This is a genomic window from Macrococcus capreoli, assembly GCF_025628935.1.
Classification (GTDB): Bacteria; Bacillota; Bacilli; order Staphylococcales; family Staphylococcaceae; genus Macrococcoides; species Macrococcoides capreoli.
In genome coordinates, this window is sequence record NZ_JAOTIS010000003.1 from 15982 (window position 1) to 28318 (window position 12337).

The 12337-nt window shown below is 33.6% G+C and carries 12 protein-coding genes; all 12 read right to left on the reverse strand.

Going from position 1 to position 12337, the window contains the following annotated elements:
• Nucleotides 1-18: 18 nt before the first annotated feature.
• Nucleotides 19-222, reverse strand: a complete 204-nt coding sequence (locus OCL94_RS02915) for a DUF6501 family protein (protein WP_262994407.1) — start codon at nucleotides 220-222, stop codon at nucleotides 19-21.
• 17 nt (nucleotides 223-239) lie between these two features.
• Nucleotides 240-1199, reverse strand: coding sequence for a ring-cleaving dioxygenase (locus OCL94_RS02920; RefSeq protein ID WP_262994408.1), 960 nt, complete (start codon nucleotides 1197-1199; stop codon nucleotides 240-242).
• An 86-nt stretch (nucleotides 1200-1285) separates the two neighbouring features.
• Nucleotides 1286-2557 carry a 2-oxoglutarate dehydrogenase complex dihydrolipoyllysine-residue succinyltransferase gene (gene odhB / locus OCL94_RS02925; protein ID WP_262994410.1) on the reverse strand — a complete coding sequence of 424 codons (1272 nt, stop codon included), beginning with the start codon at nucleotides 2555-2557 and terminating at the stop codon, nucleotides 1286-1288.
• Nucleotides 2558-2569: 12 nt separating this feature from the next.
• Nucleotides 2570-5341: a 2-oxoglutarate dehydrogenase E1 component gene (locus OCL94_RS02930; RefSeq protein WP_262994412.1), complete on the reverse strand. Its 2772-nt coding sequence runs from the start codon at nucleotides 5339-5341 to the stop codon at nucleotides 2570-2572.
• A gap of 94 nt (nucleotides 5342-5435) precedes the next feature.
• The gene (locus OCL94_RS02935) at nucleotides 5436-6812 is read right to left on the reverse strand and encodes a HAMP domain-containing sensor histidine kinase (RefSeq protein WP_262994414.1); all 1377 of its coding nucleotides are present in this window, start codon (nucleotides 6810-6812) and stop codon (nucleotides 5436-5438) included.
• Nucleotides 6809-7486 carry a response regulator transcription factor gene (locus OCL94_RS02940; RefSeq protein ID WP_262994416.1) on the reverse strand — a complete coding sequence of 226 codons (678 nt, stop codon included), beginning with the start codon at nucleotides 7484-7486 and terminating at the stop codon, nucleotides 6809-6811. Before OCL94_RS02940 ends, OCL94_RS02935 begins: the two co-directional genes overlap by 4 nt.
• 20 nt (nucleotides 7487-7506) lie before the next feature.
• Nucleotides 7507-8106, reverse strand: a complete 600-nt coding sequence (locus OCL94_RS02945; protein ID WP_262994418.1) for a GNAT family N-acetyltransferase — start codon at nucleotides 8104-8106, stop codon at nucleotides 7507-7509.
• A 222-nt stretch (nucleotides 8107-8328) separates the two neighbouring features.
• Nucleotides 8329-8949, reverse strand: a complete 621-nt coding sequence (locus tag OCL94_RS02950; RefSeq protein ID WP_262994420.1) for a phosphatase PAP2 family protein — start codon at nucleotides 8947-8949, stop codon at nucleotides 8329-8331.
• A 10-nt stretch (nucleotides 8950-8959) separates the two neighbouring features.
• Nucleotides 8960-10024 (reverse strand): undecaprenyldiphospho-muramoylpentapeptide beta-N-acetylglucosaminyltransferase, encoded by a 1065-nt coding sequence (locus tag OCL94_RS02955; RefSeq protein ID WP_262994422.1) that lies wholly within the window; start codon nucleotides 10022-10024, stop codon nucleotides 8960-8962.
• Between the two features lie 17 nt (nucleotides 10025-10041).
• Nucleotides 10042-11520: a S41 family peptidase gene (locus tag OCL94_RS02960; protein ID WP_262994424.1), complete on the reverse strand. Its 1479-nt coding sequence runs from the start codon at nucleotides 11518-11520 to the stop codon at nucleotides 10042-10044.
• A gap of 80 nt (nucleotides 11521-11600) precedes the next feature.
• Nucleotides 11601-11822 carry a YozE family protein gene (locus OCL94_RS02965; RefSeq protein WP_262994426.1) on the reverse strand — a complete coding sequence of 74 codons (222 nt, stop codon included), beginning with the start codon at nucleotides 11820-11822 and terminating at the stop codon, nucleotides 11601-11603.
• Nucleotides 11822-12322, reverse strand: coding sequence for a PTS sugar transporter subunit IIA (locus OCL94_RS02970; RefSeq protein ID WP_262994428.1), 501 nt, complete (start codon nucleotides 12320-12322; stop codon nucleotides 11822-11824). Before OCL94_RS02970 ends, OCL94_RS02965 begins: the two co-directional genes overlap by 1 nt.
• Nucleotides 12323-12337 lie beyond the last annotated feature (15 nt).

The following is a 12337-nucleotide window of genomic DNA, read 5'->3' on the forward strand; positions in this document are numbered from 1 at the left end:
TCTGTACTAAAGTTTATCTTATACTTCTTCAAAATAGTCTTTGTAATACCCACCAACTTTGCCACTATTATCTCGAATTTGATAATATTCTTCCGTTTCATTCACGACATCATAAACTTGACCTACAGTAAGCATATCGCTAACTTTATATTTCTTAGCATCTACATTGATGACTTTTACTTGTTTAATTGATGCTTTATTTTGCCATTCTTCATGTAACATATAAACATCTCCACTCTTTAATTAGTATTTAATGGTTTTAATTGTTGTTCAATTGTTGCTCTTTGCTCTTCCAAAAATGGCGGTAAACTCAATCGCTCACCTAAAGATTCTAAAGTTTCATCAGAAGTAACTCCAGGACCATCTGTTGCGATTTCAAATAGTATACCAGAAATATCTCTAAAATAAAGAGATTTAAAATAAAATCGCTCAACTATTCCGGAATTCGGTATATTTCCTGCATTAAGCGTATTCAAACATGCTTGTAATTTCGCCTCATCGCTAATTCTAAATGCAACATGATGTGTTCCGCCAATGCCTTGAACTGATTGTCCTGTTTGTTTCATCACATGTACTTCCCCGCCGTTACCACCTTCAGCCATTGAGAACACATGAACAGTATCCAGCGAATGTGTATGTTCATATGCACCAGTGCGCTCCATATTTAACACTTGTGTTAATACTGAAGCTGTGACTAAAGTATGTTCTACCGCAAGTAATACAGGCCCTAAGCCCAATATTTGATGTACACTGTCTACAGGACTATTAGCATTAGGTTTCCCCATTGGAATGCCGGTATTTAACTCATCAGAAATCAAATAAATTAAACGATCATCAAAATCATAAAATGGCAGCGCGTGTTTTCCGTTGATTTGAATGACGGCATCATATTTAACATTCATCGTATCAAATCGTTGTTTGAAATAATATAAACTATAATCAGTTGGCACGCGAAGTGAAAACGCAAATATTTCATTCGCACCATTTATATTTTGAGGTGCATCTTTAAAATCAAAAAAAGTAATCTCAGTACCTGGACTACCTTCATTATCTGCAAAGAATAAATGGTATGTATCTACTGCATCTTGATTCACAGTTTTTTTGACTAATTTTAGACCGAGCACACGATGATAAAAATCATAACATTTTTGTGCGTCACTTGTGATTGCTGTCACGTGATGTATTCCTAATAGTTCCATTGAAATAACCTCCATCAAAATTAAAACCCGATAACTTATACTTATTATACATTGTATAAGTTATCGGGTAAATTATTATTCACAAATTAACTTTCTAATAATAAATCTTCGGGACTTTCAATTAATTCTTTAACCGTTTTTAAGAATCCAACTGCTTCTTTTCCATCAATAATGCGATGATCATAACTTAATGCAACGTACATCATCGGACGATTTTCCATACGCTCTTTATCAATTGCAACTGGGCGAGTTACGATAGAGTGCATACCTAAAATCGCAGCTTGCGTACTATTAATAATCGGTGTTGACATTAATGAACCAAATACGCCTCCATTTGTAATTGTAAATGATCCACCCATCATATCATCTAAGCCTAATTTTTTATCACGTGCTTTAACTGCTAAGTCATAAATTGAACCTTCAATTTCGGCGAAGTTTTTCTTATCGCAGTCACGTACGACTGGTACGACTAATCCTTCATCCGTAGAAACTGCAACACCAATATCATAGAATTGTTTTAAAATTAAGTCATCTCCATCAATTTCAGCATTAACAGCTGGATATTTTTTAAGGGCAGCAACTACGGCCTTCGTAAAGAATGACATAAATCCTAAACGTGTTCCATCATGATTTTCCTGGAATGCATCTTTTTTACGCTTACGTAAATCCATAACATTCGTCATATCGATTTCATTGAATGTCGTTAACATTGCAGTATTTTGAGATACTTCTAATAATTTGTTTGCAATTGTTTTTCTTCGACGACTCATTTTTTCTCGAATAACGGGTTTTGAAGGGTTTTCCGGTTTTGCTTGTGCTGCTTGTGCTGGTGTTTGAGCAGGCGCAACCGGTTGTGTCGGTGCATTGATTGCATTTTTAACATCATGACTTCTAATTAATCCTTTAGGGTCAAGTGGATTAATTGTCGCTAAATCAATACCATGCTCACGAGCATATTTACGCGCAGATGGCGTTGCAATAATTCGTGAACCTTTTTCATTTGATTCTGCTGTTTCAGATGATTGAGCCGGTGCAGGTGTTGCATCTCCAGCTTTATTTTCCTGTACAGGAACTGATTCAGTTTGCTTTTGTGTTTCAGTCTGTGCTGGTGATTGTGTTGCCCCACCTTCACCAACGATTGCAATGACAGATCCTACTTCAACTGTATCGCCTTCTTGAGCTTTGATTTCAGTAATAACACCTGCTTCTTCAGAAATAACTTCAACGTTTACTTTATCCGTTTCTAATTCTACGATGTTTTCACCTTTTTCAACAGTGTCACCGACTTGTTTAAACCAAGTTGAAATTGTACCTTCAGTAATAGATTCTGCTAATTCTGGAACTCTGATTTCTGCCACTTTAAAATCCCCCTATAAATTTAATGCATCATTGATTATTTTAGATTGTACAAGCTTATGAATTTCGTTATCACCTTCAGAAGGTGCTGCACGTCGTACACGACCATAATAACGTACAGGAATATTTTGTGCCATACTTAATAAATCCGGATAAATAAAGTGCCAAGCACCTTGATTTTCTGGCTCTTCCTGCACAAAACCTATTTCAGTTAAAGCGCGCATATCATTAATAATTGCCTGAATTTCTTCTTTTGGTAATGGATATAACTGCTCTAATCGAATTAAATGAATTTCATCATTTGGAGTCTTTTGCAACTCAGTATATAAATCGACTGCAACTTTACCACTCGCAATTAATAGCTTTTTAACTTTTGTCTTTTTATAACTTTCAGAAATAATAGGTTTAAAGCTACCTGATGTAAACTTATCTACTGTATCTGCGACTAAATTATTACGCAATAAACTTTTCGGACTCATTAATACTAATGGTCTCATATGCATTGTATTTAAATAATACGCCTGTCTACGTAATAAATGGAAGTAGTTCGCAGTTGACGTTACATTTGCAACTGTCCAGTTATTCTCACCCGCTAATTGTAAGAAACGCTCTAAACGCGCTGATGAATGTTCAGGTCCCTGGCCTTCAAATGCATGTGGTAGTAAAAGGGTTAAACCACTACGTTCGCCCCATTTAGCATTCGCACTTGAAATAAAGTTATCAAAAATCATTTGTGCCATATTCGCAAAATCACCATATTGTGCTTCCCAAACTGCTAAAGCTTTGTTGTTCTCTAAATTATATCCGTATTCAAATCCAACAACAGCTGCTTCTGATAAAGGTGAGTTGTGAATATCAAATGATGCCTGTGCATTCGAAATATGTTGTAATGGCGTATATTTATCACCATTATTTGCATCATTTAATACTGCATGACGATGTGCAAAAGTACCGCGTTCTGCATCTTGTCCTGTGTGTCGCACTGGTTTACCATCTTGAATGATTGTTCCATAAGCCAATAATTCCGCGTGTCCCCAATCAATTAACCCATCTTTCGTAAATGGATCATTTCGACGTTCAAGTATTTTCTGGAGTTTATTAAATACCGTAAAAGATTCAGGTGTTGTAAGCATTTCATCATTAATTTGTTTTAAACGTTCTAACGATACACCCGTTTCAACTTGATCGTAACCAGATGTTACTTCAGCAGGTGCCAGCATCTCGCTATCCGTTATCATTGTACTTTTATCTATTTTATCATGTGCTGTTCGAAGTTCCGTTATTACATTCTCAAAGATATTATTCATTTCTTCCTCTGTAATAATGCCTTCTTCTATTAACTGTTTACCATATTTAATTTCAATACTTGGATGACCTTTTACTTCTTTATATAACATAGGATTAGTAATTGTCGGTTCATCCATTTCATTATGGCCATAACGACGATAACCTACTAAATCTATCACAAAATCTTTATTGAACTTTTGTCTAAACGCCATCGCAAGTTCAATTGCTTCCATACATGCTTCAACATCATCAGCATTCACATGAATAATCGGCAAGTCATAACCTTTAGCTACATCTGTGGCATAAGTTGTTGACCTAGAATCATATGGTTCAGTTGTGAATCCGACACGATTGTTCGTGATGATATGTAAAGAACCACCCACTGAATAACCATCTAAATTGCTTAAGTTCATACTTTCAAAGTTAATCCCTTGTCCTGGAAATGCTGCATCACCATGAATTAAGACTGCAATTGCTTTATTGAAGTCCTGAACTGGTGCATTCACACCTTCTGTTTCCTCCTGAACTGCACGTGTTTTCCCTAATACAACTGGCGCAACAATTTCAAGGTGCGAAGGATTATTGGCAAGCGATACGACCTGCTCATGTCCATATTTTGTCGTTGTTTTCTTACCACCTAAATGGTATTTAACATCACTCGTCCAGCCTTTCGTTACTTCTAATGATCCATCTTCAGGTAAAAATTTCAATGGGTCCGTATGCATAAACTCGGACAACATCATTTCATAAGGCTTTTCTAATATATGCGTTAACACATTTAATCGGCCACGATGTGCCATACCAATTTCAATATTATTAATATTCTCTTTATTAGCGATACGTAATACATTCTCAAGCATTGGTACTAACGCATCAACACCTTCTATTGAGAATCGTTTCGCACCCACAAAATTTTTATGAATATATTTTTCAAAGCCTTCTACATGTGCAAGGCTTTTTAATAAATTAATTTTATCTTCTTTACTAAGATGATTTTCTTTACGTGATTCAATTTGTTCCATGAGCCAATCGCGCTCAGTTGCATCATTAATATGTGAGATTTCAAAACCAATTGTACGTTGATAAGCTTTCTGTAAATGTTCAACCGCTTCTAAAGCATTGCTAAATCGAGCAGCATATTGCTCTGAAATTAAACTTGCAGGTAAAGCAGCTAAGTCAGCTTCAGTTAAGTCGAAATCTTCTAATTTCAGTGCTGGTAGATTTTCGCGCTTTGGTTGGTACAACGGATAAATATCTGCTGTTAAATGCCCATATACTCTTATGTTATCAACTAACCTTAACACGCGTTTTACTTTTTCAGTATCGGCATTGCCTAAGAGATGTGTAGGTTGCCCCCCTTGAATACTTGAAAATAATACTTGTAATTCATCAGAAACCGATGATGGATCAACTAGATACTGGTCAAACATCTCTAATAAAATGCCTAAGTTCGTTCCAAATCTAGGTGGTGCTTCATCGAGGTTTTTACCTTTTGTCATGGTTCCACCCTCCATTTAATTAAATAAAACGTTTACATGACTATTTTAACAAAGCAAATCACGAAATTAAAGGGTAAATACGTATCTTTGTGAATTATATTGTTCGAATTGGAAACTGAATAATCACTTTCGTGTAGTGATCAACTTCACTTTCAATACGTACTTGTCCTTTATAAGATTCAATTAGTTTTTTGGCGATAGATAATCCTAAGCCATTGCCACCTTTCGAACGTGCACGTGATTTATCAACACGGTAAAAACGATCAAATACATTTTGAATATCTTCTTGTGGAATTCCTTCACCATTATCAATGATTTCAATTTGTACGAGTTTGTTTTTTAATGATGTTCTAATCACGATATGTTTATTTCTTTGATCATATTTCATGGCATTATCTAAAAAAATTAATAGAATTTGTTCGAAATGAAATCGATTTATGTTTAATTTTATTTGATCATGTGTAGAGTGATATTCAAATGTATAGTCATTCTTGAGTTGTTGAATGGAATGAATACGGCCTCGAATTTCTGAGTTGATATCGATTAATTCGGTTTGTTTCAACTCTAACAAATTAGAGTCTTTCGATAACAACAATAATTCTTCTACAAGTTTATTGATTCGATTCATTTCTTCAAGTGAAATTGATAATGATTCTTCAAGGACATCAGGGTTATTTTTCCCCCATCGTTGTATTAAATTAAGATGGCCATTTACGATTTGTAATGGTGTTCTTAATTCATGACTCGCATCTTCAACAAATTGTTTCTGCTGATCAAACGACGTTTCAAGTTGACTCATCATTTCATTAAACGTATCGATCATATCATCCATCTCATTATAACTCGTTGATACTTGTAACTTATTTTGAAATCCATCACGTTTAATTTGATTCATCTTACTTGATAACTGTCGAATCGGTTTAGTAATTTGATTAGAAAACAGAAAACTGATGAGTGCAGTAATAAATAAAGCCGTTAAACCAAAGAAACTACAGAGTAGTATTAGAAATTGGATGACACTAAAATATTTATCCAAAGAATGCGCCACAGTTAAATAACCATTGAAATGGTCATTATGTAGTGGTGTTGACATCAATAAAAAATGTGTGCCATCTATTTCTTTTTGCACAATTGTTACTTTATTTCCTTTATCAACAGGCAACTCAAAAGTGTAGCTTAGTTTCGTAGTCGCGCTATAATAATTTTTTCCATCGATATCGTATAAAAATACTTTTTCATTATCATTCATCGATCGTTTAATATCTGAAGTTGTTACTTCCCCTGGTGTTTTTTCCTCAAAAAGCGCGGATATATCTGATACCGTTTTTTTAAGAACATCTACTTCTTGTTCTTTCTGATATGTACTCATTAAAAATATAATAAACAAACTAAAGAGCATGAAAATGATAAATGTAATTGTCGTCGTTAATATTGTCCATTTTGAACGTAAAGACTGAGACTTTGTTGTCATCTGATAACGTAACCTACGCCACGAACTGTTTCAATCAATTTATGATATTGAAATGGTTTGAGTTTATTACGCAAATAACGAATATAAACATCAACGACATTTGTTTCAACTTCACTTTCATAACCCCATACACTCGTTAATATTTGTTCACGTGTTAAGACGTGCTTTCTGTTTTCAACGAGAACCTTTAACAGTTCAAATTCTGTTTTCGTTAATTCTAACGTTTCACCATTTATCGTTACAGTAAACGCGTCTAAATTAATTTTCATTTCATTAATCTTTAATAACTTCTCATGATTTGTATTATCCGGTTGAATATTACGTCGTAATATCACTCTGATACGCGCGAGCAATTCTTCAATATCAAAAGGTTTAACGATATAATCATCCGCACCGTAATCGAGGCCGATAACTTTATCATACGTATCACCTTTTGCAGTGATAATAATTACAGGTGTATTTTTTACTTTTCTAAGTTTTCGACACACTTCCAGACCATTAATTTTCGGCAGCATTAAATCAAGTAAAATGCAGTCATAGTCTGTTTGTATTGCTTCTTCTAATCCCTTTTCGCCATCATTCACAACACTAACTTCATAATTTTCATGTATTAATTCTAATTGGATAAAACGTGCTAAATTCTCTTCATCTTCAATAATCAATATTTTGTGCAAAAAATCAACTCCTAATATGATTACTTTTTATTATACTTTTCCTGGATACGTTTAATATTTTCTTTCACGTCAGGCCATTCGTCATCGATAATTGAATAAATGATTAAATTTCTTCTAACACCATCTAAATTACGTTCTTTACGAATGACACCTTCTTTTTGAAAACCCAGTCTTTCAATCGCTCGATTCGATCGTTCGTTTCTTTCGTCTGCACGAATTTGAACACGCACCATATTTAGTGTTTCAAAGCAGAATTCTAGTAATAAATACTTACTATCTGTATTTACATATGTTTTTTGCGCTTTTACACCAAACCATGTCGTGCCTATTTCACAACTATCATTTTCATAGTCAATTTCTTTTATGCGTGTAGAACCTACAACTTCATTGGTTTCTTTCATAACAACGATAAACGGGATAGATTTCATTTTTTCGCGTAAATGTACAGCGTCTATCACCCATTGTTCCATCAAATCCATATCTGTCGCTTTAAATAACATATAACTCCAAATCGATTCATGGTTAATAGCATGCAAATCTTTTGCATGTTCTATTTGCATTGGTATTAATTTAATTCGTTCATTTTCTAACACGACAGATTCAAAAACATTTATCGTCACTGTTGCACCTTCTTTTTATATGATATAGCAAAATCATAACAAGAAATGATGAAAATTCATATGTTTATGATTGAAATTTACAAATAAATAAAATTCATAATAAAAAACTCCTGACTGGGCAAAGTCAGGAGTGTATGGGCAAAATATTGGGGGTTATATGAAAATGTTCTTTTTAGAGGGGGAACTCTTTAATTGAGAATCATTTTCATTTATTATTATACCTTATTGAGAACGGTTGTCAATTACTTTGTGTAAAATTGTTTGTGCTAATAAAATACTAATAATGCCACCCACTATACCTGCAATAATATCAGTAGGATAATGTACACCTAAATATACACGACTCGTTGATATCATTATAATAGTGAAGACGCACAAACCGATTAAATATGGTTTAAATTTTACATCTGAGCGACTTAATAAATAGGCAATACTACCGAAAAAGGCTGTTGATCCCATTGCATGACCACTCGGAAAACTAAAGCCTGTAATATCAATTAATCTTAATAAAGTAGGTCGTTCTCTATCAAAAATATTTTTAAGCAATGGATTTAATGACCCAGCTAATATCATAGAAAGTGCAAAAAATAATGCTTCTATCTTTAATCGTTTTAACATTAAATATGCTACAATTAACAAACTTAAAGCAATCATCGCCCAAACTTCACCTATTTTAGTAAATCCTAACATAATTGATGTGGTAATAAAGCTTTCTGATGAATAAATGAATTCATAAACTTCATTATCAATCCACTTTCCTAGTCTTGATTCATGAAAGAATGCAATCACACCAAAGATAAAACTAAAAATTAATATTAATGTAATCCTTTTCGTTCGTGACATATTATCTCTCCTACTTCGTATCATCAATTATTTTATTTAAAAGTGATGCTGCTGTGTGCTGAGATTGTTCTTTTTCCATCTGCTTAATTATTTCGTTCGAATTTGAGTCAATTGCATGGATTGCTGCGAGTAACGATGCTTTCGTTAAATCGGCTTCCTGAATTACTTCAGCCAACCCTTTTGATTTAAATATGTTTGCATTGTCTATTTGATCCCCGCGACTTTGATCCAGCCCAAGTGGAATCAAAATCATCGGTTTCTTCAGCGCTACAAATTCAAATAATGCATTCGCACCTGCACGAGAAATCATGATATCAGTTATTTTGTATAAATGCATTAATTCTTCAGAAACATATTCTCGCTGGTAATATCCTTGTTTTTGTATTGAAATGTCCAGGTTGCCACGTCCTACTAAATGTATAATTTGATAATGATTAAGTAATGCGTCTAAATTCTCACGAATTGTATTGTTTATTGTTTTCGAGCCAAGCGATCCACCCATAATCATAATCACTTTTTTATTTTGATTAAACTGTGTAATTTGATAACCTTTTTGATTGTCACCTGTAAATAAATCATCTCGTATTATACTACCCACATAATCTGCTTTTTCTTTCGGAACATATTTTAACGTTTCTTCAAAGGTTGTATACATTTTATTTGCAAATTTTAAGGCAAGTTTATTCGCTAATCCCGGTGTAACATCCGATTCATGAATAATCGTTTTAATATTGAGCATTTTAGCTGCGATTGTAACTGGGACTGCAACAAAACCACCTTTCGAAAATACTATATCCGGTTTTTCTTTTTTCAAAACTAATAATGCATCAATGATTCCTTTTTGTACTTTAAATATATCTTTAGCGTTTTCGACTGAAAGATATCGTCTTAATTTTCCACTTGAAATACCAAAATATTTTACATCAGGAAATCTTTTTGTGATTTCATCTTTTTCTATACCATTTTTCGATCCAATATAGATACATTCTATATTTTGCTGTTGTGCTTGTGGTATCAATGCCATATTAACCGCTACATGGCCGATAGTGCCACCACCAGTAAATGCAATTTTCATATTCGTCACTCCATCATTTATGAATTTACAGCTTTCAATGCTGCTTGTAATTGTGTGTCATCATCCTGTACTTTTTTCATTAATCTTTCAGTAAACGTAGATGTCGATTTCCCATTCATTTGTCCCGTTGGTGCAATACCTTCTGCGATTTGAAATGCCATAACAGCCTGTTGTGTTGCCTCATCAAATTCATTATCAATTTTACCTGGATTATACCCTAAAGCTTTAAGACCAAGTTCCAGTGATTTTACACTGTTACCTTTTTCACCAATACTTAATACTGTATCACTATCTAATATTTGGGCATTTGTATAATCTGGTAATTTAGCTTCAACGTCCGGCTCAATACCTTTTTTATGAATCCAATGCGCCTTAGGCGTTAACCACTTCAGTTGTGTATATTTTAACATCGATTTATCTTTATAGGGGGTCGCTGTTTGCACGATCCCTTTACCGAATGATTTTGTACCCACAATTTGTGCTTTATCATTTTCTCTTAAAGCTTCTGCAAAGACCTCTGATGCACTAGCTGAACCTTCATTTAATAGAATTGCTGTTTTAACGTTTTCAGTATATGGATTCATGTCATTTTCAGCTTTTAACGGCGTTTTATCACCTTTACTATCTTCTGTATAAAGTATGATATCCCCTTGATTTAAAAATTCATTTGCCATTTTCGTTGCCTCATCTAAATAGCCGCCTGGATTATTACGTAAATCAATTACTAAACGTTTCATTCCGGCATCATGCATTTTTGTCAATGCATCATGAAATTCACTTGCTGTTTTTTCCTGAAATTTCGTTACTGTGATGATAGCCGTTTTATCTTTATTAATTTTTGAGAAGACACTATCCATGTGAATTTTATCTCGTGTAATTTTCACTTTAAACGGATCTTGAGCGCCACGTTTTATCGTTAATTCAACTTTCGTGCCTTTTTCCCCTCTTATTTTTTTAACAACTTGCTGAGCATTCCAGCCTTCTATTGTTTTACCGTCAATAGCTACGATAATATCATTTGGTTTTATACCTGCTTTATACGCTGGAGCATCTTTAATAGGACTTGAAATTAATATTTTTCCATCTTTTTGTTCAATTTCAGCGCCGATACCTTGGAAATCCCCTTGCATTGATTCTGAAAATTCATTTTGTTCTTTTTCAGTCATATATTCACTATATGGATCATTTAATCCATTCACCATACCTTTGATTGCGCCATCAATTAAAGCTTGTTTATCCACAGATTTATAATAATCTTTATTTAACGTGTCATAAACATTATATAATTTTACAAATTCACTGCGTTTAGGTGCATCATCACTGATCATTTTTTCACTGCCACCTAAAATTGAAAAAGCTGTAACAGCCGCGGTAATGATAATTGTAGAAACAATCATCATAATAAATTTGAATGGTGAAATCTCATAATGTCTACGGTGTTTTTCATGTTGTTCTATAGCTTTATCTTTTGTCTTGTCTGTATTATCTTGCTTCAAATTGTTCACATCCAATAAAATAAGTTTATTAGTATAGTATATAAAAAAACAAAAAATAAAGCACGTACGAAATGTACGTGCTAAAAATTTAACCATTCTTGATAGGATTCATACAGTTTATCAAACGTTGTAAGTGACATTTGTGCTGAACCATATTCTTCAATATAAGTAGATAATACATTAAAATCGTGGGCATGCTTCGGAAACATTAAATCGTTAAATACAGCTTCAGCAAAGTGCCCCATTTCATTATTTGCACCACGTTCTGTTAATACATAATGATAAAAAGAAGCTCGTTTCATTATTTAACTTCAACAGATAATACAGTTGTGGCACCACGTGATAATAAATCATCATTCACGATGTCCATCGTATTAATAATATCAGAGTTTGTAATAATAACAGGTGTAATAATAGAAGAAGCATTTTCTTTAATTAAATCAATATCAAAGCTTAATAATGCATCTCCTACATTCACTTTATCGCCAGCACTTACTTTTGTTTCAAAACCATCACCTTTCATTGCAACCGTTTCCAAACCAACGTGAATTAAGATTTCTAATCCATTTGCTGCTTTTATACCAATGGCATGTTTCGTTGGAAATACATTGACGATTTCTCCATCAATCGGTGAAACGACTAATCCTTCTGTCGGCTCAATCCCAAATCCTTCACCCATCATTTTTTGTGCAAATACTGGATCAGGTATCGTTTCAATGGCAATATACTTACCTGAAATGGGTGCTTTAATTTCAATTTGTTTTGCTGCTTCATCATTTTTACCAAATAATTTTTTAAACATTTGAAGACCTCCTAT

Excerpts from the sequence above, each read along its gene's own strand:
- OCL94_RS02915 (WP_262994407.1), bottom strand. The coding sequence starts at position 222 with ATGTTACATGAAGAATGGCAAAATAAAGCATCAATTAAACAAGTAAAA.
- OCL94_RS02920 (WP_262994408.1), bottom strand. The coding sequence starts at position 1,199 with ATGGAACTATTAGGAATACATCACGTGACAGCAATCACAAGTGACGCA.
- OCL94_RS02930 (WP_262994412.1), bottom strand. The coding sequence starts at position 5,341 with ATGACAAAAGGTAAAAACCTCGATGAAGCACCACCTAGATTTGGAACG.
- OCL94_RS02935 (WP_262994414.1), bottom strand. The coding sequence starts at position 6,812 with ATGACAACAAAGTCTCAGTCTTTACGTTCAAAATGGACAATATTAACG.
- OCL94_RS02950 (WP_262994420.1), bottom strand. The coding sequence starts at position 8,949 with ATGTCACGAACGAAAAGGATTACATTAATATTAATTTTTAGTTTTATC.
- OCL94_RS02955 (WP_262994422.1), bottom strand. The coding sequence starts at position 10,024 with ATGAAAATTGCATTTACTGGTGGTGGCACTATCGGCCATGTAGCGGTT.
- OCL94_RS02965 (WP_262994426.1), bottom strand. The coding sequence starts at position 11,822 with ATGAAACGAGCTTCTTTTTATCATTATGTATTAACAGAACGTGGTGCA.
- OCL94_RS02970 (WP_262994428.1), bottom strand. The coding sequence starts at position 12,322 with ATGTTTAAAAAATTATTTGGTAAAAATGATGAAGCAGCAAAACAAATT.